This window comes from Williamsia limnetica (genome assembly GCF_003217475.1).
Classification (GTDB): Bacteria; Actinomycetota; Actinomycetes; order Mycobacteriales; family Mycobacteriaceae; genus Williamsia; species Williamsia limnetica.
Map to the genome: position 1 here is coordinate 36,297 of NZ_QJSP01000020.1, position 25,512 is coordinate 61,808.

21 protein-coding genes and 1 pseudogene are annotated in these 25,512 nt (G+C 63.5%); 14 read left to right on the plus strand and 8 right to left on the minus strand.

The annotated features are described in order from the left end of the window. The first annotated feature begins 47 nt into the window (after window positions 1-47). The 3 genes from DFR67_RS25555 to DFR67_RS25565 all read left to right on the plus strand — a co-directional run bounded on the left by DFR67_RS25555 (window position 48) and on the right by DFR67_RS25565 (window position 3,729). Window positions 48-875: an SDR family NAD(P)-dependent oxidoreductase gene (locus DFR67_RS25555; RefSeq protein WP_110472291.1), complete on the plus strand. Its 828-nt coding sequence runs from the start codon at window positions 48-50 to the stop codon at window positions 873-875. A 332-nt stretch (window positions 876-1,207) separates the two neighbouring features. Continuing rightward, window positions 1,208-2,677 carry an APC family permease gene (locus DFR67_RS25560; RefSeq protein WP_158540042.1) on the plus strand — a complete coding sequence of 490 codons (1,470 nt, stop codon included), beginning with the start codon at window positions 1,208-1,210 and terminating at the stop codon, window positions 2,675-2,677. A gap of 53 nt (window positions 2,678-2,730) precedes the next feature. Beyond that, window positions 2,731-3,729, plus strand: coding sequence for an NAD(P)H-dependent flavin oxidoreductase (locus DFR67_RS25565; RefSeq protein WP_110472293.1), 999 nt, complete (start codon window positions 2,731-2,733; stop codon window positions 3,727-3,729). Between the two features lie 17 nt (window positions 3,730-3,746). Here the strand turns inward: DFR67_RS25565 and DFR67_RS25570 are convergent, their stop codons facing one another. Beyond that, the gene (locus DFR67_RS25570) at window positions 3,747-4,349 is read right to left on the minus strand and encodes a TetR/AcrR family transcriptional regulator (protein WP_110472349.1); all 603 of its coding nucleotides are present in this window, start codon (window positions 4,347-4,349) and stop codon (window positions 3,747-3,749) included. 177 nt (window positions 4,350-4,526) lie between these two features. Here DFR67_RS25570 and DFR67_RS25575 point away from each other — a divergent pair, with 177 nt between their 5' ends. From DFR67_RS25575 to DFR67_RS25595, 5 genes are all read left to right on the plus strand, one after another. Then, the gene (locus DFR67_RS25575; RefSeq protein WP_158540043.1) at window positions 4,527-5,852 is read left to right on the plus strand and encodes a flavin-containing monooxygenase; all 1,326 of its coding nucleotides are present in this window, start codon (window positions 4,527-4,529) and stop codon (window positions 5,850-5,852) included. Between the two features lie 60 nt (window positions 5,853-5,912). Beyond that, the gene (locus DFR67_RS25580; protein WP_110472296.1) at window positions 5,913-6,446 is read left to right on the plus strand and encodes a DUF4188 domain-containing protein; all 534 of its coding nucleotides are present in this window, start codon (window positions 5,913-5,915) and stop codon (window positions 6,444-6,446) included. Then, window positions 6,443-7,972 carry an AMP-binding protein gene (locus DFR67_RS25585; RefSeq protein WP_110472297.1) on the plus strand — a complete coding sequence of 510 codons (1,530 nt, stop codon included), beginning with the start codon at window positions 6,443-6,445 and terminating at the stop codon, window positions 7,970-7,972. Before DFR67_RS25580 ends, DFR67_RS25585 begins: the two co-directional genes overlap by 4 nt. Window positions 7,973-8,095: 123 nt before the next feature. Continuing rightward, window positions 8,096-8,827, plus strand: a complete 732-nt coding sequence (fabG, locus tag DFR67_RS25590; protein ID WP_110472298.1) for a 3-oxoacyl-ACP reductase FabG — start codon at window positions 8,096-8,098, stop codon at window positions 8,825-8,827. Between the two features lie 83 nt (window positions 8,828-8,910). Beyond that, on the plus strand, window positions 8,911-9,693 hold the full coding sequence (locus DFR67_RS25595; RefSeq protein ID WP_110472299.1) for an enoyl-CoA hydratase/isomerase family protein: 783 nt from the start codon (window positions 8,911-8,913) through the stop codon (window positions 9,691-9,693). 881 nt (window positions 9,694-10,574) lie between these two features. Here DFR67_RS25595 and dnaB read toward each other — a convergent pair. After that, window positions 10,575-13,172, minus strand: coding sequence for a replicative DNA helicase (dnaB, locus tag DFR67_RS25600; RefSeq protein ID WP_211325160.1), 2,598 nt, complete (start codon window positions 13,170-13,172; stop codon window positions 10,575-10,577). A 529-nt stretch (window positions 13,173-13,701) separates the two neighbouring features. Here dnaB and DFR67_RS25605 point away from each other — a divergent pair. Next, on the plus strand, window positions 13,702-14,265 hold the full coding sequence (locus DFR67_RS25605; protein ID WP_110472302.1) for a hypothetical protein: 564 nt from the start codon (window positions 13,702-13,704) through the stop codon (window positions 14,263-14,265). Window positions 14,266-14,296: 31 nt separating this feature from the next. Here the strand turns inward: DFR67_RS25605 and DFR67_RS25610 are convergent, their stop codons facing one another. Next, window positions 14,297-14,788 (minus strand): MarR family winged helix-turn-helix transcriptional regulator, encoded by a 492-nt coding sequence (locus tag DFR67_RS25610; RefSeq protein WP_110472303.1) that lies wholly within the window; start codon window positions 14,786-14,788, stop codon window positions 14,297-14,299. A gap of 82 nt (window positions 14,789-14,870) precedes the next feature. On the opposite strand from DFR67_RS25610, the gene DFR67_RS25615 reads away from it, so the two are divergent. Then, entirely contained in the window at window positions 14,871-17,006 is a 2,136-nt protein-coding gene (locus tag DFR67_RS25615; protein ID WP_211325161.1) for an MMPL family transporter, read from the plus strand. 12 nt (window positions 17,007-17,018) lie between these two features. Continuing rightward, a complete protein-coding gene (locus DFR67_RS25620) occupies window positions 17,019-17,636 on the plus strand; it encodes a lipocalin family protein (protein ID WP_110472350.1) in 618 nt (205 codons plus the stop codon). Between the two features lie 71 nt (window positions 17,637-17,707). Here the strand turns inward: DFR67_RS25620 and rplI are convergent, their stop codons facing one another. The 4 genes and pseudogenes from rplI to rpsF all read right to left on the minus strand — a co-directional run. Beyond that, the gene (gene rplI / locus DFR67_RS25625) at window positions 17,708-18,163 is read right to left on the minus strand and encodes a 50S ribosomal protein L9 (RefSeq protein ID WP_110472305.1); all 456 of its coding nucleotides are present in this window, start codon (window positions 18,161-18,163) and stop codon (window positions 17,708-17,710) included. An 18-nt stretch (window positions 18,164-18,181) separates the two neighbouring features. Continuing rightward, window positions 18,182-18,445, minus strand: a complete 264-nt coding sequence (rpsR, locus tag DFR67_RS25630; RefSeq protein ID WP_023958686.1) for a 30S ribosomal protein S18 — start codon at window positions 18,443-18,445, stop codon at window positions 18,182-18,184. Between the two features lie 63 nt (window positions 18,446-18,508). Further along, window positions 18,509-19,048 carry a single-stranded DNA-binding protein gene (locus tag DFR67_RS25635; protein ID WP_110472306.1) on the minus strand — a complete coding sequence of 180 codons (540 nt, stop codon included), beginning with the start codon at window positions 19,046-19,048 and terminating at the stop codon, window positions 18,509-18,511. Between the two features lie 235 nt (window positions 19,049-19,283). After that, window positions 19,284-19,559 (minus strand): annotated as a pseudogene (rpsF, locus tag DFR67_RS25640) (30S ribosomal protein S6); the annotation flags it as partial. A 159-nt stretch (window positions 19,560-19,718) separates the two neighbouring features. Between rpsF and DFR67_RS25645 the strand changes: the two are divergent. Genes DFR67_RS25645 through DFR67_RS25655 form a run of 3 tightly spaced genes read left to right on the plus strand, consistent with a single transcriptional unit; the run spans window position 19,719 to window position 23,827 of the window. Further along, complete coding sequence (locus DFR67_RS25645) at window positions 19,719-21,725, plus strand: DUF7064 domain-containing protein (RefSeq protein WP_110472307.1); 2,007 nt, start codon at window positions 19,719-19,721, stop codon at window positions 21,723-21,725. A gap of 30 nt (window positions 21,726-21,755) precedes the next feature. Continuing rightward, entirely contained in the window at window positions 21,756-23,258 is a 1,503-nt protein-coding gene (locus DFR67_RS25650; RefSeq protein WP_110472308.1) for a glycosyltransferase 87 family protein, read from the plus strand. Continuing rightward, window positions 23,255-23,827, plus strand: coding sequence for a GNAT family N-acetyltransferase (locus DFR67_RS25655; RefSeq protein ID WP_110472309.1), 573 nt, complete (start codon window positions 23,255-23,257; stop codon window positions 23,825-23,827). Before DFR67_RS25650 ends, DFR67_RS25655 begins: the two co-directional genes overlap by 4 nt. Before the next feature lie 16 nt (window positions 23,828-23,843). On the opposite strand, the gene DFR67_RS25660 is transcribed toward DFR67_RS25655, so the two are convergent. Next, window positions 23,844-25,439 (minus strand): glycosyltransferase family 87 protein, encoded by a 1,596-nt coding sequence (locus DFR67_RS25660; RefSeq protein ID WP_110472351.1) that lies wholly within the window; start codon window positions 25,437-25,439, stop codon window positions 23,844-23,846. Window positions 25,440-25,512 lie beyond the last annotated feature (73 nt).

The following is a 25,512-nucleotide window of genomic DNA, read 5'->3' on the forward strand; positions in this document are numbered from 1 at the left end:
GGAGACCGCAGACCCAACCCCGCCCGACAAGTGAAAGTGAGCAAGCTATGCAGAGCAACTCGGAATTGGCATCGCCGAAGGTGGCACTCGTCACGGGAGCAGGACGCTCACGGGGCATCGGCGCGGCTACGGCGTTGCACCTCGCCAGCGCCGGCTACGCCGTGGTCCTCACGGACGTCATACCTGATGGGCACGCCGGTGAGGAGACGATGGGAGCACTGAAGGCGACTGCCGAGAAGATCGGGGAAAACGGTGGCAGGGCGCTTATTCAGCCCCTTGATGTCACCGACAATGTGCAGGTCACCGAGGCCATCGACAATACAGTGACCACCTTCGGTGGGCTATCGGTGCTCGTGAACAACGCAGGGACTGGCGTCGGAGTGGGACCGTTTGCCACGCTCGACGACTCGAAGTGGGACCTGTCGTGGCAGATCAACGTGATGGGGGCGGTTCGGTTGAGCCGCGTCGCCCTCCCTCACCTCGCCGAGCAAGGCGGAAGCATCGTTAATGTCGCTTCCACAGCGGGCATCGCCGCGGAGGCGGGCTATGGCGCGTATGTCGTCACCAAGCACGCTCTCGTCGGACTCACCCGACTCCTCGCCGCGGAACTCGGCCCGTCGGGCGTCCGCGTCAATGCTGTTGCCCCAGGGATGATTCACACCGACCTCGGCGCGTCTGAGCTCGATGTCATCGCCGACTCCTCTGGCTCGACCGTCGAAGAGGCTACCCGCGCGGTCGTCGACGGGATCCCCCTCGGACGCCTCGGCACACCCGACGACGTCGCCGCGGCGATCACCTGGCTCGCTGAAGCCGCCGACTACGTCTCGGGTGCGATCCTCCCCGTCCACGGCGCCGCGGTGTCCGGACTCAACTGACCTTCCTCTCCGAGGAAGGCGGGGACCCCGCCCGTCCATTGATGTACGGACAGAGCCCTTTAGCCCCGCAGAAGCATCCGACGACGCCTCCCACAGCAAGGCACTGCCAGGGCGTATCACCTCGCCGGGTCGGCCAGGGCGATCCGCCCTGGCCGAGTGCTGCGCACGGGTCGACCTACCCGCATCGACGTCCTTTTCCATCTCCGAAATCACATCTGCGTTAATTTCTCGGTCAAGTGACATAGTCGGTTGACTAAGACGGCAGGAAAAACTACTGTCCCATGCATATGGTCCAGGTCACAATTCTTGGATCACCAGGTACAGGAGTTCATATGACAGCGAGTAGCCAACGTTTGAGTGGCAACCTCACCACCTTCAAGATCGTGACGATGGTGGTCGCGGCGGCCGCGCCGATGGGTGCCGTCATCGGCATCATTCCGATCGCGATGGCGATCGGCACCGGGGCCACCACACCACTTGTGTTCGTCGTCGCGGCCGCGTTGCTGCTGTGTTTCGCAGTCGGTTACGCGGCGATGAGCAGACGGATGTCGGCCTCCGGCGGCTTCTACACCTACATCGCCAAGGGGCTCGGGCGGTCGACTGCCATGGCCGCAGCGGTCATCGCGATCACCGCCTACCTGTCACTGACACTGCTGATCTTGGCCGGGGTGGGGAACTTCGGGAACACGGTGGCCGCCGTCCTCACCGGGCATGACGTGCCGTGGTGGGCCTTCTCGGCAGTTGCGCTCGCGCTCGTCGCGGTGATGGGAGTTCGCGAGATCAACATCGCGGGAAACGTTCTCGCAGTCATGCTCGGCGTCGAAATCCTGGCAATCCTGGTGCTCGACATCGCGATCGTCGCCCAGAAGGGCCTCGACGCTTTCCCGTTGGCTGCGATGAACCCGACTGACCTATTCACCGCGGGCTCGTTCGGATTGGGAATCATGTTCGCGTTCACCACGTTCCTCGGCTTCGAGTCCGCCGCGATCTATGCCGAGGAGTCGAAGGACCCGCACCGGACGATCCCCCGCGCTACCTACTCAGCAGTCGTCCTGATCGCCACTTTCTACGCGGTGACCACCTGGATCATGGTGGGCGGCATCGGAGTCGACAATGTGCAGGAGACCGCTGAAGCGAAACTGAGCGGACTGTCGTTCTGGCTCAGCGCCGAGTATGCGTCGGATCTGCTGACCAAGGTCATGTATGTCACCGTCTTCACGAGCCTGTTCGCGGCCATGCTCGCCTTGCACAACGCTTCGAGCCGGTACATTTTCTCGATCGGACGCGAAGGTGCGCTGCTTCCAACATGGTTCGGCGTCGCGCACTCCAAGTTCGACACTCCGGCACGGGCAAGCATCGCGGTGACGATCCTGACATCGGCTGTCACCGTGGTCTTCGCGGTGCTCGGTGCCGACCCGTACCTGACCATGCTCACCATCATGACCGGACTCGGGACGCTCGGAATCGTCCTCCTCCAGGCACTTGCTGCCGGCGCAATCATGGTCTACTTCTGGCGGACCTCACGCAGTAGCACCGGCGTACTCGTCGGATCGGCGATCGGTCTCGTCGCCTTCGTCACTGTCTCCATCTTGATCCTCAAGAACTTTCAGACCCTGGCAGGCAGCGATTCCGCGTGGATCAACGTCTTGCCCTGGTGCCTTCTCTTGGCTGCCGCGCTCGGCGGCCTTCGGGGCGTCTGGCTCAAATCGCACAAACCCGATGCGTACGCGCGCATCGGCACCTTCGGCGACCAGACGGCTCCCGCCCACGAGGAGCTGCCCAGCACTCCCCTGCAGAAGTAGGCAGAGCACTTCACCCAGCAGTCGTCCAAACATCCACCTTCAGAAAGGTCTTCATGAAAACGCGCATCACCGAACTGTTCGGCATCCAGTACCCCATCATCCAGGGCGGAATGCACCACGTCGGATACGCGGGGCTGGCCGCCGCGGTATCGAACGCCGGCGGCCTCGGGCTGATCACCGCACTCACCCAGAAGACGCCCGGCGACCTCGCCGCCGAGATCAAGAAGTGTCACGACCTCACCGAGAAACCGTTCGGCGTCAACCTCACCTTCCTCCCGTCCGTGAATCCGCCGGACTACGGCGCCTACGTGAACGCCATCATCGACGGAGGCGTACGGATCGTCGAGACGGCAGGCAATGAGCCCTCTCAATGGCTACCGCCCCTCAAAGCCAACGGCGTCAGCATCATTCACAAGTGCACAACGGTGCGCCACGCACTCAAGGCGCAGGCGATCGGATGCGACGCGGTCAGCGTCGACGGCTTCGAATGCGGCGGGCATCCCGGCGAGGACGACATCCCCAACATGATCTTGCTACCCCGGGCTGCCGACGAGCTGGAGATCCCTTTCGTCGCCTCTGGAGGGCAGGCCGACGGCCGATCTCTGGCGGCATCCCTCGCGCTGGGAGCGGAAGGGATCAACATGGGCACCCGGTTCCTCGCCACGAAGGAAGCTCCGGTTCATGAGAACGTCAAGAGGGCCATCGTCGGGGCAACCGAACTCGACACTCGGCTGATCATGCGTCCCCTGCGGAACACCGAGCGCGTTCTCAACAACGCAGCGGTGGAGCGTCTTCTGGACAAGGAACGGACCCTCGGGGCCGACATTACATTCGAGGACATCAGGGCCGAGGTTGCCGGCGTGTATCCGCGGGTGATGATCGATGGCGATGTCGGCGCAGGCGGTTGGTCGTGCGGAATGGTTGCCGGACTGATCCACGACATCCCCACCGTCGCCGAACTGATCGAACGCATCGTCGCCGAGGCCCGCCACATCACCGAGACTCGGCTGCCCGGACTGTTTCAAGAGCAGAACGAGCCGGCCTTCACCTGACAGGCCGCAGCCGGCGATCAACGGTCGCGAGGCGTCGCCAGCGATGTGAAGTAGTCGGCAAACGCATCCAGTGACGCCTCCGCGGCTGCGGTGTCCCGGTCGGCCAGCCACCCGAGGACCAACCCGTCGATCGCGCTGGTCAACATGCGGGCGAGCACCGACCGCGGCACGACCCAACCGACACCGGCGATCTCCTCCATCGTCGCGATCGACCGTTCCGTCTGGGCGTAATACTGGGCGTACTGCCACTCGGCCAGGGCGGCGAGGTCCGGCTCACGCAGGACGTAAGTGGTCAGTTCGTATCCGACCAGCTGACGTTCAGGATGCGCCTTGGCCTTGTCCCACGCACTACGGATCCCGTTGCGGAACGATTCGCCCACATCGGTGGTCACCTTCTTGGCGTCGATGGCAGCGTCGATCATGGAACCGATCGTGATCTGGACCAGCTCCTCGAGCAGTTCCTTCTTCGAACCGAACGAGTAGTGGAAGACGCTTTGGTGGACACCGGCTTCCGCGCAGATCGCCCGCGTGGTCGTTTGCGCCACTCCATCGCGGGCCATCACCTGAAAAGCCGCCTCGACCAGGTCTTGACGCCGCTGTTGCACGGAAACGCGTGCCATGTGCTGTTCTCCTCATCTCGACCAAACGGGCAGTCACTTGTCGAACTGCGTCATTGTAGTCACTTGACCAAGATCATAGTTAGTCGGCCGACTGAGTCGGTTGACATACTTAGTGGTTGTAGTCATGCTCGTACTCAGAGCGTCAAGCAGTTCTCGCCAATCAATCAAGGAGACAACGTGAGTGAAGATGTCGCGCGGAGCGACCGGGTATGCGTCATCGGCGCGGGACCGTCTGGGCTGGCCACAGCGCGGCAGCTGCGCGAAGCCGGCATCCCTTTTGACGTCCACGAAAAGCATTCCGACGTCGGTGGTATCTGGGACCCCACCAACGAGGGGAGCCCGATCTACCGGACCGCTCATTTCATCAGTTCGAGGTTCAACAGTGGGTTCTACGGCCACCCCATGCCCGATTCGTACCCCGACTACCCGTCGTGGTCACAGATCCGAGACTACATCCACGACTTCGCTACCGACGAAAAGCTCTACGAATACATCACATTCAACTCCCGGGTCGAGCACGCCGAGCTTCGCAGTGACGGACAGTGGGACGTCACCGTCGGCGGCGAGCAAAAGCGCTATCGAGCACTGGCGGTGGCGACCGGTGTCACGTGGCACGCCAGCACCCCGGAACTGAAAGGGCAAGAGACCTTCACGGGCAAGATGATGCACTCGTCGGAGTACTCCGACAGTTCGATCTTCTGGGACAAGAAAGTGCTCATCGTCGGTGCAGGCAACTCAGGGGTCGACATCGCATGCGACGCCGCCACCAGCGCCGAACGCGCATTCCTCAGTGTCCGCCGCGGATATCGCTTCATCCCCAAACACATCTTCGGCATGCCGCTGGACGTGTTCTCCAAAGGGGGACGGAAGGCGCCTGCGGGAATAACCCTGCCCGACAACATGGATGAGATCGTCGACGCTCTCGTCGGTGACGTGACTCGCTTTGGACTCCCGGCACCAGATCACGATCTGCTCACATCGCATCCGATCGTCAACGATCAGATCATCCACCATTTCAATCACGGCGACATCACCGCCAAGCCCGACATCGACCGGCTCGAGGGATCGGACGTCGTGTTCAAAGACGGTACCCGAGAACAGATCGACGTTCTTCTGCTGGCGACCGGATACGACTACAAGATCCCCTTTCTGGATGATCAGTTGTTCGAATGGCAGAACGGCAGACCGCAGCTCTACCTCAACACCTTCAACCGCACGGTTGACTCCCTGTATGTCGTGGGTTTCGTCGAGTTCGCCGACGCAGCGTACAAGCGATTCGAGGAAATGGCCCAGCTGGTCGCCATGGACCTCACGCTCGAAGGAGCCGAGAAGGCGACGTTCGCGGAGATGAAGGCACATCACCAGCCCGATCTTCGCGGCGGCCGACACTACGTCGACTCTCCCCGTCACGCCAATTACGTCGACACACTCACGTTTCAACAACGAATGCGCGAGATTCGCGATCAGTTCGGGGTCGACCAGCTGACCGACACCGCGCCCTGAGTTGCACACACCGTCCCACGTGCTCGGCCCCGGCTGAGCAGATCCCAGCAAAGGATAGTCATGTCGAATGTCAGACGAGGGCGAACAACCCATCTCTACGACGGCGAACTGGTCGTGTTCCACATCGGAATGACTTTCAACAAATGGTGGCGGCCCGACCTATGGGTGCCGGTATTCCTCGCCATGCCGATGATGGTGAAAGAGTTGAGCGAAGACCCGGAGTCGGGCCTGCTCGACTACGAAATGCTGTTCAACCGCAATGGCCCCTATGTGGTGCAGTACTGGTCGTCGATCGACAAGCTGTATGAGTACGCATCTGAGGGATCCCTGGCCCACCGGCCGGCGTGGGCCAAGTTCAATCGCACGGCGCGAAAGGCGCCCGGTGCGGTCGGGGTCTGGCACGAGACATTCGTGGTCGAGCGTGCCGAGAGCATGGTCGTCGACACCAAACCTCTGGGCCTCCCGCGGGCCACCACAGCCGTGGCCGTGCAGAAGGAACACGCCCGTGCACAGTCCCGACTGACCGACGGCCGCACAACCTTGCCCTCAACGTCAGCCGGCCTCGACCGCACCGGAGGAGGTGACAACCCATGAGTTGGTACACCGTTGCGCGCCATGAGCCCTCGACACCGGCCATCGTCGATGGAACCCAGACGTTGACTTTCGGGCAACTCCGCTCGGTTGTCGCGCGTATCACGGCTGGTTTCGACAAGATGGGCGTAGCCGCCGGCCATACTGTCGCGGTCGTCCTGCCCAACTGCTGGGAACTGCTCGCGATCGAACTCGCTGCCTTGAGTACCGAGCGGTACTTCCTGCCCATCAATCACCATCTGACAGCTGACGAGATTGCCTACATTCTGGGCAACAGTGCGCCCTCCGTGGTGGTGACCAACAACGAACTGCTCGATGTGGTCGAGGCTGCTGCAGGCCAGGTCACCGACTCCGTTTTCGACCATGTGCAAACCACCGGGCCCGGTGTCCACGCCTTTGATCGAGTATGGGCCCATCTCCCCGATTGTGATCCCGAGGTTCGACGCGCTGGCTCGGTCGTCTATTACAGCTCAGGAACCACCGGCCGGCCCAAGGGAATCCGGCGGCCGCTCAGCGGCACCACACCGGAGCAGGAATCTGACGCGTCCCAGGTTGCCTGGGCCAAACTCCAGGTCGCTCCGGGCCCCGGGGTGCATGTGGCCGTCGCGCCCCTCTACCACGCAGCTCCAAACGGAATGGCCCTCGGAGCGCTCGGCCGTGGTGTGACAGTCGTCATTGCACCCGGAAAGCGTTTCGACGCAGCCCGATTCCTGTCTCTCGCCGGCGAGGTGGGGATGACGGAATCTTTTATGGTTCCGACGATGTTCGTGCGCCTGCTGCAACTCCCGCCGGCCCAGCGGGAGGCCTTCGACCCAAGCCTGTTGCGATGCGTCGTCCATGCCGGTGCACCCTGCCCCATCTCGGTCAAACAGCACATGATCAGCTGGTGGGGACCGATCGTCTCCGAGTTCTACGGGTCGACCGAGAGTTCAGTGACCACCACCGTCACCAGCGCGGAATGGCTCGACGCCCCTGGCACCGTGGGAGGTGCGCGCCCCGGTTGCCGGATTGAGATCCACGATCGACAAGGCAGTGTTCTGCCGCCCGGGGACGAAGGCCTCATCTGCATCATCGGCAGCCAGCCCTTTGAATACATCGGCGATCCGGGCAAGACCCAGGAGAGCTGGGTCGACGGTGGACTTGTCCTCGGCGACATCGGGCGGCTCGACGAGGCTGGGCGGTTGTTCGTTCTCGACCGTCGCAGCGACCTGATCCTCACCGGCGGCGTCAACGTGTATCCGGCGGAGATCGAACTGGCCCTGAGCAACCATCCGCAGGTTCAAGACATCGTTGTCATCGGGATGCCCGACGACGAATGGGGCCAGCGAGTTCTCGCGGTCGTGCAACCCGCCGAAGGTGTCGATAGGAATGCTCTCGCAGAGGATCTGGCGGCTTACGCCAGCCCGATCCTCGCGAAGTTTAAGCAGCCACGCGAGTACCGCATTGTCGACGAGATCCCACGAATGCCCACCGGGAAGGTCAATCGGACGGCCATCCGCGAACGACAGATTGACTCTGGGCAGGCCTGAACCTGCAAATTGAGTCGCCGATACCCACTTGCCGCATCAACCCAGATACCTGACTGCACGGTCGACGCCGTGCACAAACCGCGTCGCACTCTCTGAGCGCCCCACTCCGAAGGACGAAACCTCATGCTACTCAACGACACAACTGCGGTCATCACAGGCGGAGGCCAAGGTATCGGCGCCGCGATCGCCCGCACGTTCGCCGACAATGGCGCGCGAATCGTCATCGGCGATCTGGACGAAGCCCGCGCCAAAGAGTTCGCCGCGTCGATCGGTGTCGACGCCGTGGGCGTGGGCTGCGACGTGGCAGACGGTGACAGCGTGTCGGCGCTGCTCGACGTCGCCATCGCCTCTTTCGGATCGCTCGACGTGATGGTCAACAACGCCGGCATCACCCGCGACGCGACCATGCGCACGATGACGGATCAGCAGTTCGATGATGTTGTCGCCGTGCACCTCCGAGGTACCTGGAACGGCACCCGCCTGGCTGCGGGCATCATGCGCGCAAACGGAGGAGGCTCGATCATCAACATGTCCTCGATCTCGGGCAAGGTCGGGTTCATCGGCCAGACCAACTATTCCGCCGCCAAAGCCGGCATCGTCGGGTTGACGAAAGCCGCAGCCAAGGAGGTAGCTCACCACGCAGTGCGCGTCAACGCCATCGCCCCCGGGCTCATCCGCACCGCCATGACCGAGGCCATGCCCGCTGCGGCACTTGAGTCCAAGATGGGCGAGATCCCGATGCAACGCGCGGGCGAGCCTTCCGAAATCGCTTCGGTTGCGCTGTTTTACGCATCCAAGATGTCCTCGTACATGACCGGTACCGTTGCCGAGGTCACCGGCGGACGGCACATCTGACTCCCGGCCTGGCACGTCGGTCCCCAATCTTGGACCGTGAGCAGATGCGGCACAACAGCAATGCAACGACCAGGAGATCTCGAATGTCACATCCCACTCGAGCAGGCATCGACGAATCAGCGGCGAAGCGCACAGATGTGGCGACAGTTCGCAGCGAAGATCCTGCTGACGGCGTGAGAGTTTTGACCATTGATCGCAGGCATCGACGAAACGCTCTGGACCACGCCACGTACCTGGCCCTTGTTGCTGCGCTGGAAGATACCGACGCAGACCCCGACATCAGGGCGATCGTACTGACCGGCGCCGGTGACACCTTCACCAGCGGCAACGACATCGCCGACTTCCGGCAACAAGGCCCTCGCGGTGGGCCCCTGTTGTTTTCGGCCTTGATCAAGCTGCGAAAGCCGGTGATCGCGGCCGTGGAAGGCCATGCAGTGGGGATCGGAGTGACATTGCTGCTGCACTGCGACCTGGCGTTCGCAGGTGAGACGGCACAGTTCCGGCTGCCCTTCACCGCGCTAGGACTGTGCCCCGAAGGTGGATCGAGCTACCTCCTCCCCCGTCTCGCCGGCGAGAAACGCGCCAACGAGATGCTGTTGCTCGGGGAGAGGTTCACTGCTGCGGAGGCGGCTGCAGCGGGTCTTATCAATCGGGCTGTGCCATCAGGCGACGCGCTAGAGGATGCGGTTCGGGCGGCAGCGACGCTCGCGCAGCGGCCAACAGCATCTGTGCTGGCCACCAAGGCGCTCATCCGAGCCCATCGGGATCCCACAGTCTCCGCAGCTCTGGCTGCCGAGTTAGAGGTGTTTGCCGAGCGGCTCGCCGATGAGGCAACTCAGGCCATCCTGTCCGCGCCACGCGGCTGACGGGCCCGACACAACCGCTGTCAGACGAAGTTAGCAGCGCCACGAACAAGTCTTCGTCACTTTATGGCTGCTCTGTCGTGCGAGCCGTGGACAGGAGGGCCGCAATGACGGCAGGTGCTGGCGTCACCAACCTCTACTCGAACACTGGCGACTCTGTCGGGCAGCGGCAGCCGTCGTACCGACGCATATATCGGGTCAGCGTCCGACATAAGACCCTCGCTTGCTTGTCTAACAAACTCGGCAACCGCCTTGTCATGAGCAGGTGTCGTCAGAGGCGGCGAGACGGCTGCGGGTTCGCTAGAGCCGGAAGCTTCGCCTGGGTCGGACACTCGTCAATTTGACCACAGACACCCCACGTATTTGCAGATTATCCTGACGCACTTGATGGCTCGCCAACGCGGACGCGGACCTAGTCGTCAGTCGCGCATCCGTTAATACTTGCCCCGGCCCCTCGTGCCTCTGTCTTGCGGCCACAACATCATTACCCCAGCTCACGACCCATTCGTTTATTGCGGCGGACCTCGGTCGCTCGGGGCCTCACTGGGACTAACAGCGCTCCGCCGATTGCGCGTTGACCTGTTGACGTGCGGCCGCCGACGACGCCCTGTGCGTGTTCTGCGCTGAATTACACAGTCTACCGTTGTCGGAATCCTCGGTGTTCGCAATGTCGCGCTGGTCGACGCCAGTATCATCTGCGCTAATTGGATTTAGCGCGGCACTTCTAGCAACCAGCAATGGCCACTCAGTGAGAGGTCCACACTCCTCGCCCGAGAACCGCCACGTGACCGACTGCGCACGTACGGCCCAGCTACGCGGCACATGACGGTGCAGCTATTCACGATCGAACGACGACAATTGGTGACAGGGGGTGAGCGAAGCGCCTACCCGCGGGCCATATCCACGAACCGACTCAAATGTAGTTGGTGCGCAACGGTAATCGTCGACGTCGGACCGTTACGGTGCTTACCAAGAATGATGTCGGCTTCACCGGCGCGGGGGTCGTCCCGCTCGAACGCATCAGGCCGATGCAGCAGGATGACCATGTCGGCATCCTGCTCCAGTGAGCCTGACTCGCGAAGGTCAGAAATCATGGGGCGCTTGTCAGTTCGCTGTTCAGGACCACGGTTCAGCTGACTGATTGCGACCACCGGAACCTCGAGCTCCTTCGCGAGAAGCTTGATGCTTCGCGAGAACTCCGAGACTTCCTGCTGGCGAGATTCGACCTTTTTACCCGAGGACATCAGCTGCATGTAGTCGATGACCACCAGCTTGAGATCATGCTTCTGCTTCAAACGCCTTGCCTTGGCCCGGATTTCCATCATCGTCAGGTTGGGCGAGTCGTCGATGAACAGCGGCGCCTCCGAGATCTCACCCATCCGGCGTGCCAGCCGCGTCCAGTCGTCGTCGCTCATCTTTCCTGAACGCATGTCGCCGAGCTTGATCTTCGCTTCGGCCGAGAGCAACCGCATCACGATCTCGGTTTTGCTCATTTCCAGCGAGAACATGGCACTCGTCATGTGGTGCTTGATGGAGCATGAACGCAAGAAGTCCATGGCGAGCGTGGAGTTGTGAGTCGGGATCATGGAATCACCTGCGAGGTACATGTGATCAGCGTTGTCGACCTGGACGCACCGTACCGGCACGCTCTCGACCTGTCGCACGTCGACGATGTACCTCGCCGAAGACCGTGCGAGATTTGTTGCCTGTCGACGTTCTTTGTGCAGAAGGGCCTTGCGAGAAAGTCCAAAGACCTCGTCGTCAGTCGAGAAGGTCAAGGTGTACGCGACCGAAGACGCCTCGGTGTGGCCTTTGACCCGCTTTGTCGAAGTGCCGCAACGATATCCGAGACTCACAACGACTTCGCGAACGTCGCTGACCAGACGTGCATTAGTGCCCGTGAATTGCACAGCACCACCCGCCGTGACTGTACCGTCGGTGTCCAGCAACCCGGCGAGAAGCGCGCGCCGCTGGTCCTCTGAAGACCTCAGGTACGCGGTCGGTATGTGCTTGTTGTTCAGAACGCCCAGCATACGAAGACGGCCCTGCACGCTGCCCACTGTGTTCAAGCACTCTTGGCAGGCGTACTTTCCGGTAAACTCGCGGCCGCACCATTTACAGGGCGTGGGCGCAACTGGCGCAGACATGAAACGCGACTTCCCGCCGCACGACTGTCCGCAAGTCCTCACATGAGCGAAAGCCGGAACGAACTCGACGCCGCAAACAACGCAGTTCTTGGAGGCGATCGGGTCGTTGGCCGGAAGCCTGATCCAGTATCGCATTGTCACATTCGGACTCAACCGGCAGACATAACCTTCGGCCTCGATCCGCATCGGGATTTCCGGGTCATCCGAGGTGAGATTCGCGGTGGCCGAGGTACCGTCACCGAGCCAAGCACCAAGCGTGTAGGGCTGGACCAGCAGGTCGCGCTCCGGCAATTGGACCGGCTTCGCGTTGGAGACCGAGTGATTGACCCGGCGATCCTTGGTGTTCGTCCTCAACGTGGAGAGTATCTCCGCTGTCGTCCGAACCTCAGCTTGCGCTTTCGAGTGGCGGCGAGAAGCTCGGGTGTCGGTCAACCACTGGTGCTGCTCATCGGCCACGATCACTGAACCATCGGAGAACTCAACTTCATAGCAAGGCCGATCAACCATCTCCTCAGTGGCCGCAACAACGCGGGTGGGCTTGCCGTCGGCGCCGATCAGGTGATCGCCGACCTGGATCTCACCCATGGTGGTCCATCCCGATGGCGTGGCCAGCGGCGTATCGAGGGCCAAGGCTTTTCCGACGCCAGGTCTCGCCGCCACGATGATCATCTGACCCGCATGCAAACCGTTGGTGAGTTCGTCGAGATCGTGGAAACCCGTTGGCACCCCGAGCGACAGACCGCCCCGCGAGGCGATCGAGTCGATCTCGTCCATCGTCGGCTGCAGTAGCTCTTCAAGAGCCACATAATCTTCTGCGGTACGGCGTTCGGTGACCTCATAGACCTCGGCCTGCGCGCGGTCGACGACTTCGGCGACATCCTGCCCGTCGGCCCCGGCATAGCCGTACTGGACGATGCGGGTGCCCGCTTCCACCAGTCGACGCAGGATGGCCTTCTCGGCGACGATCTCCGCGTAGTAGCCGGCGTTGGCGGCCGTGGGAACCGTCGAGATCAAGGTGTGCAGATAGGGCGCGCCACCGATGCGGCGCAACTCTCCTGCACGGTCCAGCTGGCCCGCCACGGTCACCGCGTCGGCTGGTTCACCCTTGGCATACAGATCGAGGATCGCGTCGTACACGGCTTGATGGGCTGGACGGTAGAAGTCGCCGGGCCGCAGCTTTTCGAGGACGTCGGCGATGGCGTCCTTCGACAGCATCATGCCGCCCAGCACAGATTGCTCCGCGGCCATGTCTTGCGGAGGCTGGCGACCGAAGTCCTCACTCGGGGGGGCCTGCTCTCGAGCCTCGGCATGCCCACGGTCGTCAACTACGGCCAAGACGCCACCCCTTCTCGCTTACCTGTTCGAAATCAGTCTCGCAGGACTGTCCGACAAGCCCCGACCAGCTCCGGTCACGCCGATCCATCAATCCACTCGGCCAGACACTAAGGGCTCGGAGCAATCGCGCCAAACCGAGCTGTGCACCATCCTGTGCACCAACTGTGGACGCTCCGCGCATACCTGTTAGCGCCCTGTTGGGAACTTGTGGATAAGTCGACGAACTTTCGACATTCAGGCACTTCAGAGGTGGTTTCACGCTTTTGAACACTGTGGATACCTTTTCGGCGGCGTGTCTCTCCATGTCCGTTTTCGGCGTGTTCCTTTTCGCGCGTCGGTTCGGTAGCAGCTTCGCGCGTCGGTTCGGTAGCAGCCCGATGGCGCCTCGCCGTAGCACGAACGGGTGAACGCCTTGACCGGCCCCGAAATGACCCTTACGATCACGCCCCACCAGACCCGCCAACCCAACACATACGAGCCCGCGAAGTGGTGCAATGATCACCAGGCAAGCAATGCTGGGGAGGCATTCATGAGAAAACTCATCGGTGTGATGGCAGCGTTGGCGGCGACGGCGGGGTTGCTCACAACCGGCTCGCCGGCGTCGGCCGCTCCCGGTCCCGACTACACGCAGGTGCCTGACCTCTCTGGCTATACGGCGGTCGATCCTGACCCGTACTTCTCACTCGACTACAACGACAACGGGCGCACCTTCTTCGTGACCCCTGGCGGTCGGGTGTGCGCGATCGGCTCGGGGTACGCATACGTCGGCTGCAACGGCCGGCCGGGCGGAGCTCCCCGGGACGCCGTCGGCGTGGCCATCTCAGGAGGCCAGGAAGGTCCGTACTGGGTACCCCGGGACACGACGTACAGCACTGCCCCCGAGGGTTGGTTCGAGCCGCCGCTGCTCGGTGTCGGGCAGTCGATCACGGTCGCCGGCTCGACCTGCGCGGTGAGCCCCGTCAGCGTCACCTGTGTCGGCGGGCCGCGTGCGTTCACCGTCGCCCAGTCGTGGTTCAAGTTCGTCTACCCAGCGGGCGACAAGTACCACGACAACAACATCAACCCGAGGTATCTGCCGCCAGATCAGCGTTGAGCGAGACCCGGAGTCGGCGCATGCGCCTCTGTCATGTCCCGTTCAGCTCGTCCTGATACGTCTTCATCGCGCCGATCATGGCGCTGAACACCCGGTGCGCAGCCTCGAGATCCTCGTCGGGGAGTTCCGCCAGCGCGTCGTGCGTGTGTTTGCCGAGCGGCGCGAAGAAGGCTCTCGCCACCGCCATCCCGTGATCGTCGTAGTGCAGCATCACTTTCCGACGGTCCTTCTCATGTGCCTCACGCCGGATGTGCCCGGAGCCGATGAGCCGTTCCACGAGATGCGTCACCGCTCCGCCGGATACCTGCAGTCGCTGACCGAGCGCGCCCGATGTGAGCGGCTCGCCCGCAGAATCTGCGACCATCACATGCAGGAGCGCCCGAAAATCATTGGCACTGAGGTCGTTCAGCCCAGCGAACACACGCGAGATCTGATCCGACTCCGCCGAGAGCGCCCGCACATCGGCCGACATCTGAAACTCCAACTCGGCACGCGGGTCCCCCGAAGGGACTTGCTCGGACATCGTTTCCTCCTGCCGACGGCGCTACTGCCACCGGAAGATAGTTTACTTGCTCAATATTTGAAAATATGAGATTGTCTGAAATATGGCGATAAATGACACGTCAACTGATTCTCGCACCCTTTGGGATCAGCTTGCCGCTTCAGTGACCGGACGACGATCGTGGTGCATCGCACTGGTGATCGTTCTGATCTCGATCGCCGCGATGGGACTCATCGGTGAGAACGACTCGGCCGGCGAGGCTCCTCAATCCCTGCCGGCCAACGCCGACTCCGCCGACGTCGACGAATTGCTGGAACAGTTCCCCGACTCGGACGTCGCGCCGGCGGTCCTCGTCGTGGTGCGCGATGACGGTGGCACCCTCACCCCGGCCGACCAGGAGGCCGTCGCAGCGGCCCAGCAGCGCATGCTCGCGGTCGAGCGGTCCGTTCCCACAGACAGTCTTACCGGCCCGCCGGTGGCGCTCTCACCGGACCAGATGGCCGCGATCTCGATCGTGCCGGTCAGCGCCGACCTCAACGGCTTCAAGCTCACCGATCTCGTCGACGAACTCCGAGCCGCAGCTGACGACGGACTACCGAGCGACCTCACCACCTACGTCACCGGCGGCCCGGCGTTCGGCGCCGACACCGCCAACTCGTTCTCCGGCGCCAACGTCACCCTGCTCGCCGTCACGGCTCTGGTGGTCGCCCTCCTGTTGATCGTCACCTACCGGTCCCCGGTGCTGTGGCTGGTCCCGCTCATCGTCATAGCGTTCGCCGACAGGCTGGCCAGTTCTGTTGGCACCGGCCTGGCCGAACTCACCGGTCTGTCGTTCGACGGCTCGACGTCGGGGATCACCAGCGTGCTCGTCTTCGGGGCCGGCACCAACTACGCGCTGCTGTTGATCTCTCGCTATCGCGAAGAGTTGCGGGCCGAGGCCGACCATCGAATTGCGTTGCGGCGCGCCGTCCGTCAGGCCGGCCCGGCCATCCTGGCGTCCAACGCAACGGTCGTGTTGGCCCTGCTGACCCTGCTCCTCGCCGTGCTCCCGAGTACCCGTAGCCTCGGCGCGCTGGCAGCCGCAGGTCTGGTGGTGGCGGTGATCTTCGCGCTGCTGGTGCTGCCCCCGCTGCTGGCTCTGTTCGGGACCAAACTCTTTTGGCCGTTTGTACCCAAGGTGGGCGACCCCGTCCCCACCGAGGGTGGCACCTGGTTCCGTATCGCCGGAGCGGTCTCCCGGCACCCCGCACGAGTACTCGTGGTCTCTCTGACCGCTCTGATCGCGTGCTCACTCGGCCTGGTGGGCGCCAACATCGGCCTCTCGCAGACCGAACAGTTCCGGGTCAGCGCCGACTCGGTCGAGGGGTTCGACAAGCTGTCCGAACACTTCCCGCCGGGGCAGTCCGATCCCACCACCGTCCTCGCGAAAACGTTCGCGGCCGAGGAGGTTCAAGGAATCATCGAGTCGACGCCGGGGGTCGTGTCGGTGACGGAGACCGGACAATCCCCGACCGGGTTCACGAAGTGGTCCGTGGTACTCGATGCCGATCCGGCCTCGCAGGAAGCCTTCGACATCATCGAAGAGCTGCGGACCTCCACCGACGAATTGCGCGGTGCCAACGCTTTTGTCGGCGGATCCGACGCCAAAGCGCTCGACATCCAAAACGCCTCTGAGCGCGATCGATTGGTGATCATCCCACTGATCCTGGCGGTGGTCTTCATCATCCTCATCGTATTCCTCCGAGCGCTCGTCGCGCCGCTCGTGCTGGTCGCGACGACCGTGCTGAGTACTCTCGCCGCGATCGGGATCGGCAGTCTCATCAGCGAACACATCTTCGGCTTCCCCGGCGTGGACAACAACGTCCCGCTGTATTCGTTCCTGTTCCTCGTCGCGCTCGGTATCGACTACACCATGTTCTTGGTGATCCGCGCCCGCGAAGAGACACCGGAATACGGTACGCGACAGGCGATCATCCGCGCGGTCGCGTCGACCGGCGCCGTGATCACCAGTGCCGGAATCGTTTTGGCAGCAGTGTTCTGCGTGCTCGGCATTCTGCCGCTGATCACGCTCACCCAGATCGGGATCATCGTCGGCCTGGGTATCCTTCTCGACACGTTCCTGGTACGAACAGTGGTGATACCCGCTCTCTTCAGTCTGATCGGGCCTCGCATGTGGTGGCCCGGCAATGTGGATACACAAGCGCGTCCACACCCGCAGTTACAACCGCAACAGAAATAGGAGATGGCAACCATGGCGTTCTCACCTCGACGGCTCAGCCGCGCAGTGATCGGTGGGCTGGCAATCGCTTTCGCGCTGGCCTGCGCGGCCCCCGCCTCGGCCGACACCAGTTCACTGCCCCAGCCGCTCAAGCCGGTGGCCAAACTGGACACCCAGCGCTACCTCGGTACCTGGAACCAGGTCGCCGCAATCCCCCAGCCGTTCAACCTGATCTGCGCCCGTGACACCCAGGCGCAGTACGACCTGATCGATGCGAGCAACATTCGGGTCGAGAACACCTGCACCACCTGGACCAACGGTGAGAACAAGATCGTCGGCAACGCGCGCGTCAACGACGCCGTCACCGGCGCACAACTGCACGTGAGCTTCCCCGGCGTCCCCACGCAGGAGTCGAAGTCCGGTCCCACCAATTACGTCGTCACCTATATCGCCGATGACTACTCCTGGGCATTTGTCGGAAGCCCCGAACGCACGTCGGCGTTCGTCCTGTCCCGGGAGCCGAATGTGAGCACCGCGCAGTGGAAGCAGATCCGCAAGGTCGCCGAGGACCGCGGCTACAACGCCTGCACCATCCTCACCTCACCGACCACCGGTGGGTCCAACGAGATCCGCCCGCTCTGCACTGTCTGAGCTGACACCCACACAACAACAACAAACCCCCGACCAGATGGCCGGGGGTTTGTTGTCGGATCGCTGTGTGACTACTCGCCGGCAGCCACGGTCAGGCTGAACTTGGCGGCGACATCGCCGTGCAGGTTCACCACGACCGGGTACTTGCCGGTGGCCTTGATGTGGCCTTCGGGCAGTTCGACGCTGCGCTTGTCGATCGCCGGTCCACCGGCGGTCTTGATCGCGCCCACGACGTCAGCCGTGGAGACCGAACCGAAGAGCTTGCCGGAGTCGTGGGTCTTGACGCCCAGCTTGACCTCGGAGAGTCCTTCGATGGCCTGCTTGAGCTCGTTGGCGTGCTCGACGCCACGAACCTCGCGCAGATCACGCGAACGGCGGATGCCGTCGACCTGCTTCTGGGCTCCACGGGTGGCGACGATGGCCAGTCCGCGGGGCAGCAGGAAGTTACGGCCGTAGCCGTCTTTGACCTCGACGGTGTCGCCTGCGACACCCAGGTTCTCAACCTCTGCGGTGAGGATCAGTTTCATGTTCTTGGTCCTTTCCGCTTATCGAGAGGTCGAGGTGAAGGGCAGCAGGGCAACTTCGCGCGAGTTCTTCACCGCGATGGCCACGTCCCGCTGATGCTGGACGCAGTTACCGGTGACCCGACGCGAGCGGATCTTGCCACGGTCAGACAGGAAGCGACGCAGCAGCGCCGTGTCCTTGTAGTCGATCAACAGGTTCTTCTCTTTGCAGAAAGTGCAGGCCTTGGCCTTGACGATCTTTTCTGCACCACGGACCTTCCGTCCGCCTTTAGCTTTTCCAGCCATGTGTACATACTCCAAAAGTGTTCAGATCCTCGGCATGTGACTGCCGAGACCCTGGAATGTTCGTCAGAACGGTGGTTCGTCGTCCCCGCCACCGAACGATCCGCTCGCCGGGGCACTGCCCCACGGATCGTCGTTCTGCGCAGCGCCGCCGCCGCCGGAATTGCCTCCGCCGCCGCCACGGTTTCCACCGCCGCCGCCGGAACCGGCATTGCCGCCACCGCCACCGCCGCCTCCACCGCGCGAGGCCCGATTGACCTTTGCGGTGGCGTAGCGGAGCGAGGGACCGATCTCGTCGACCTCGAGTTCGACCACTGTGCGCTTCTCACCCTCACGGGTTTCGTACGACCGCTGCTTGAGCCGGCCGGACACGATCACGCGTGAACCCTTGGTGAGAGATTCGGCAACATTCTCGGCGGCATCACGCCAGATGTTGCAGCGCATGAACAGCGCTTCGCCGTCTTTCCATTCGTTGGTCTGCCGGTCGAACGCACGCGGCGTAGAAGCCACGGTGAAGTTCGCGACGGCGGCACCGGACGGTGTGAACCGGAGTTCCGGATCAGCCGTGAGGTTTCCAACGACGGTGATGATGGTGTCGCCTGCCATGTGTATCTCCCGAGTTCAGTTGCGGTTGCGCAGTGGTTGGGGTCGATGTGCACCGAGCGAGCGAGCCCCCTGTGAGAGGAGCCTAGAGCCCGGTACCGACACGCATGAGACGTTCAGAAGGACCGAATGGTTCAACTGGACGCGTCAGCAGTGCTTACTTGGCCGGTTTTGCAGCAGCCTTGGCCGCGTGCTTGGCAGCAACCTTGGCGCGACGCACCTTGGCCCGCTCATCGACACGCATCACCTTGGTGCGCAGCACCGACTCGTTCAGCTTCAGCTGACGATCGAGCTCGGTGACGGTTTGGGGCTCCGCATTGAGATCGACGACTGCGTAAATTCCCTCGGTGTGCTTGAGAATTTCGTAGGCAAGACGGCGCTTGCCCCAGACATCGACGCCTGCAACATTTCCGCCATCCTGGCGAATCACGTTGAGGAAGGTATCCAACGATGGAGCAACAGTTCGCTCATCTAGGTTGGGGTCGAGAATGACCATCAATTCGTAGTGACGCATAAGACCTCATCACCTCCTATGGACTAGGTCGGCCACGGACGTTCCGTGGCAGGAGGGTCGCCGCGTCGGCAACGCTGGCCAGGTTACCTCAACAGACCGTGACCAGCGAAATTCCCCATTCGGGACCATGAAACCTGAATCGCTAGTTAGTTTTTGCGGATGAGCACACCGACTGTGATCGCCGTCACCGATGATCTGACCGCCGACTGGCTGACGGGGGCCCTCGGAGACGGCTCGGTCGCCTCCTTCGACACCACTCGGATCGGGACCGGCCAGATGAGCGAAAGTCACCGCGTCAGTGTCCGCTACGGCGACGGGCACGGGCACGGGCCGGAGTCGGTGGTCCTGAAGATTGCTGCGTCCGATGAGACGAGTCGCTCCACCGGGGTCTCCCTCGGACTCTACGAACGCGAGGTCCGCTTCTACGCCGACATCGCCGACTCCATCGGCAGCGGCGCCCTCGCCCGGTGCCACCATGCGAGCTACGAACCGGGCACCGGGACCTTTGCCCTGGTCCTCGAGGACGCGGGGCCGGCGGAGGTGGGCAACGACATCGTGGGCGCCACGCTCGCCCAGGCCGAACTCGCGGTGCAGGCACTGGCGCGGATCCAGTCAGCAGTCCTGGGCAGCGACGATCTGGCCGCCACCGAGTGGCTCAACCGGGAACCGCCGATCGATCAGGCGCTGCTGGCGTCGCTGTTCCCGGCGTTCGTGGCCCGATACGGCGACCGTCTGGACCCGCGGCATCAAGCGTTGGCACAGCAGATGGTCGACAGTTGGGACGGCTATCTGGCCGAGCAGCAGAGCCTCCCGCATCAGAGTCTGATCCACGGCGACTTCCGCCTCGACAACCTGCTCTTCGGGCAACCGGGTGCCGCTCGCCCGGTGACGGTCGTCGACTGGCAGACCGTCGCGTGGGGCCCGGCGACCAACGACCTCGCGTACTTCCTCGGGGCGTCGCTACCGACCGAACTGCGACGGACGCACTTCGACGATCTGCTGCAGATCTACTTCGACGGGCTCGGTGGGCGAGGTCCCGCAACGGTCGACGAGGTACGCGACGGCGTCCGCAAACACACGTTCTTCGGCATGCTGATGACGATCGTCCCGTCGGTGATCGTCGAGCAGACCGAGCGCGGCGACGAGATGTTCATGACGATGTTCGCGCGACACTGCGAGCTGGCCCTCGACCTCGACTCCGCCGCGACCCTGCCCGCGCCGAGTGTCCTGCAACCCCTCGTACCCGAACCGTCGGACGAGTTCGCTCACACCCCCGGCGACGAGGACCTGTGGAACGAGAGCTGGTACTTCGACTTCGCCGACGCCGAGGCAGGAGTCGGCGGATACGTCCGGATCGGACTCACCCCCAACCAGAAGAGCTCCTGGTACACCGCGATGATCTGCGGTCCCGGCCGGCCGACGGTCGCGGTCCTCGACTTCGACCTACCGACTCCCCAGGACCTGACCTTCTCCACCGACAGGCTCGAGGCGACCCACCGCTTCGACGAACCGCTCACGACCGCGTCGGTCCTGCTGCGAGGGCGCGGTGAGTCCTTCGACGATCCGGCCGCGATCCTGCGGGGTGAGCGGGGCCGACCCGTCGAGGTGCAGATGGATCTGCGCTTCGCCAGCGCGGGCGCTGCCTACCAGTACCGCGTGACGCCGCGCTACGAAATTCCCTGCCTCGTCACCGGGACGATCAGTGTCGATGACGAGATGATCCCGATCCGGGACGTGCCCGGGCAGCGGGACCACTCGTGGGGTGTCCGCGACTGGTGGGGCATGGACTGGGTGTGGAGTGCACTGCACTTCCCGGATGGCACCCATCTGCACGGCCTCGACCTGCGGATCCCGGACCTACCGCAGATGAGTATCGGGTATGCGCAGCTGCCTGCCCTGCCGTTGCTCGAGCTCACCCGACACGTCGCCGAGTCGGAGTTCACCCCAGACGGCCGCCGCTCCGACGCACTCCCTGCCGCCACTCGCCTCGAGGTCGAACCCGGCGGCGCCAGACTCACCTTCGAACCGCTCGGCCATGGGCCACTGCGGCTGGAATCCGAGGACGGCAGGGTCGCCTGTTTCGCCCGGGCGTGGGGCCGGGTGACCGGCGCCGACGGTCGAACCGGGGTGGGCTGGATCGAATGGAACCGCAACCAGATTTCGTAGCGTCTGATACCCGCCCTTACTCTGTAGCCCATGCCATCGCCGCCCCGCGCTTCGACGTGGGAACATGCGACCCCCGACGAGCCCTCCGGCCAGGCTGCTTCGTGGCGGACCCGCATCAGCGCAGGACGCGGCGAACTGGTCCTGATCCTGCTGATCTCGCTGCTGATCAGTTCCTTCTTCATGTGGCTGAGCTACCTGGGCAAGGCGACGTGTGGCGGAGCGCCGTTCGACGAGTTCGGCCGCAGTTCCGTCTGGCCCGTGGGTTCGGGCGAGATCGTGATGCCCTGTTACTCGGATCTGCAGTTCCTATGGGTCGGCCGCGACATCAACAACCACATCTTCCCGTTCATCCACGGCGGGATCGACGACAACGGCGTGCTCTACGGCGGCGTGGTCGAGTACCCGGTGCTGTCCGGTCTGCTGATGTACATCGGCGCCAGCGGCGCTCACACCGACATCGACTTCCTGACCCAGTCAGCACTTCTGCTCGCGCCGTTCGGGGTGCTCATCGTCATCCTGCTCGCCCTGCTGGCGCGCTGGTGGGTGCTGCTCTGGGCCGCGACCCCGCCGCTGATCCTCTATGCGTTCCACAACTGGGAACTCCCCGTCGTCGCGACCTCGGTCGGCGCGGTGGCGGTCATGGTGCTGGGCTCCCGCATCAACACCCGCACAGGCCGACCGTGGATGTCGTTGCGTACCAGTGCGCTCTGGGCATCGTTCATCCTCTCGATCGGGTTTTCGCTCAAGATCTATCCCGGCCTGTTCGTCCTCCCGCTGGCCATCTTCGTGCTCACCCGCGGACTCGCCCCGGGAGCAGGCGCGAGCGACGACAGCGGACGCGGCGGCGACTCCCGGGTCCGCCTCGACTGGGCGGGCGCAGGTGCGGTGGCCGGTGTCGCGGTCGCGACGGTGCTCGCGGTCCAATTGCCGTTCATGATCGCCGGGTTCGAGGGCTGGCAGGCGTCCCTGTCGTTCCAGGGCAAGCGCAAGGCCGATGTCGACACGAACTCCATCTGGTACTGGGGTCTACGGCATTTCACCGGCAGCGGACCCAGCGACGATCCCAGCCTCTACAACTCCATCGTCGGGGTCGCCTCGCCACTGCTGATCATCGCCTCACTGGCGTTGGCGGTCTGGTTCGGTCTACGGCACTGGCAGCGCGGCAACGTCTTTCCCTGGATCGGCGTCAGCGCCGCGATGCTGGCCGGGTTCATGCTGTTCCACAAGGTGCATTCACCGCAGTACACCCTCTGGATCCTGCCGTTCTTCGTTCTGCTCAAAGTCGACTGGCGCGTGATCCTGCTGTACCTGATCGGCGACCTCGCCCTGGACCTCACCATCTTCCGGATGTTCGGGATCCTCACCCGCGGCGACGACATGACCTGGTGGGTCATGGGTGGCGTACAGCTCGGCGTGTGGTCGCACGCACTGTGCCTGGCGTTCCTGATCTATCATTTCGTGGGCGCGGGGCTGCGAGTACCGCCTGAAATACCCTCGACGGCCGGGCCACGGAGCGCTACCGTACCGGCATGAACTGGTTGAGCGCCCCTGTCCTGTCCGGTACGCGAGTTACTTTGCGCCCCTTGGAACTCTCGGACGCGGCCGCCCTGGCCACAGCCGTCGACGCCCCGGAGAAGTTCCGTTGGACGACTGTTCCCGCCGACGAGCAGGACGCCCGTGACTACATCCAGACCGCCCTCGACACCCCCGATCGGGTCGCCTTCGCCGTCGTCGACTCGGTGACGGACCGGATCGTCGGCTCGACCAGCTTCTACGACGTCAGTCCGACGAATCGAGCGCTGGCCGTCGGTTACACCTGGTACTCGGCCTCGGTGCAGGGCACCACCGTCAATCCCGACGCGAAGTTGCTCCTGCTCCGGCACGCGTTCGAAGAGCTGGGCGCGGTACGCGTGGTGTGGCACACCGACGAGCGCAACGCGCAGTCGCGGGCGGGGATCGCCAAACTGGGCGCGACCTTCGAAGGTCTGCTGCGCAAACACAAGCCGTTGGCCGGCGGTGAATGGCGGACCACAGCGCAGTTCGCGATGACCGACGACGACTGGCCCGCTGCCCGGGCGAAGCTCCTGCAACGTCTGAGCTGAACTCAGGCGCCTGGAGCTAGGAATCCTCGAGAAGTAGTGGTCCCGTGGCCGCGTCGTCGTCGCGATGGCGGACCGCGGGTGTGCGCCGCGGCCACGGCATCCGATCGGGGGCGAGATCGAGAACACCGCCGCCGGGATCGTCTGCGGACAATCTCCGCCAGCCGCTGCCCCGCCGGACCAAGTCCTCGGTCGGATGGTAGATCTGCCAGATCACCAACGCGCACAGCGCGATCACCGCGATGTCGCGGATCACCACCGCCGTGAGGAACCACTGCTCCGGCAGTCCGTCACCGGTCTCCTGGAACAGGTACCACATCATGCGCGGCACCCACACGAGCGAATCGATCACCATCCACGCCAACAAGATACGAGTGTGTGGCAGCGCCAGCACCGCCAACGGCACCAACCACAGCGAGTATTGCGGACTCCAGACCTTGTTCACGAGCAGAAACCCTGCGACGGTCAAGAACATCAGCTGCGCCAGGCGCGGGCGCATCGGGGCGTGGAACCCGATGAACACCACGACGAGACACACCAGGATGAACAAGCCCATGCTGATCGCATTGAGCAGCGACGGCGCCTGCCCGGGCTGATTGCCCCACTCATACCCGGATACTGCCGAGATGACGTTGAAGAGGGTATCGGGGTCGGTGCCGCGTTCGGAGTTGTACCGGAAGAACTCTGACCAGCCGCGGGGATAGAGCACCATGATCGGCAGGTTGATGACCAGCCAGGTGGCGGCGGTCATGACAGCGGCGATCCCGAAGTCGCGGACCTTGCCCGCCCGTAGGCACAGCACCAGCAAAGGGATCAGCAACAACCCCGGATAGAGCTTCGCCGCCATCCCGATCCCGAGGAAAAGTCCCGTCAGCCAAGGGTTTCGACGTGACCAGGCCAACATCGCCACGGCCAGCGCGGCGGTGGCGATGGCGTCGAAGTTCGTGAAGATGTGCACGATCACCAACGGTGATGCGGCAGCCAGAGCCGCCGCCCATACCCGACGCTGCGCGGTGAGCGCGGTGGCCCAGATGGTGACCAACCAGCACAGGGCGAGACCGAGTGCGACCAGATTGAAGAACAGCACGACGTCGAGAGCCGCAGGTACACCCCAGTTCTCGTGTGCCCACGCCCACCCCTGCGCCGTCTGCGCGGCGGCGTACATGAACATGCCCGTCGCGACGGGATACTCCATGAATCGCTGCTCTTGCCCGCCGGTGCCGTCATCCTGGAACCACGACGCCTTGTACGGCAGTGCCCCCTCGTTCAGCTTCTCGGCGCTGTAGAGGGGGATGGTGTCGGCGTAACACATTGCCGTGTACTGACGGTGGTTGTCCCAGTCAAGACCGAGCACCTTGGTGTTCTTGTCCGGAGCCTGCTGCAGGCAGCCGGCTTTCGCGAACCAGCCGAGGGCCATGAACACGAGGGCGATCAGCAGGATCACGCGGATCGGGGTCCAGCCGGGACTGCGGCCGACCACAGCGTGCAGCCCGACAGGGCCGCCGATCACCATGCTGCCCGGGGCCACTACGGGGTCGCTGCGACTCGGCAGCACCCGCGTACTCGCCTCGCGCCGATCGGCCGCGTACTCCGACGGCGACGCGAACAGGTTCAGAGAATCCGTGGTCGGCGTCTGCTCGGCGCGGGGCCCATCGTCTCGGGCCTCGACTCCGCTGTCCGAATCCCCC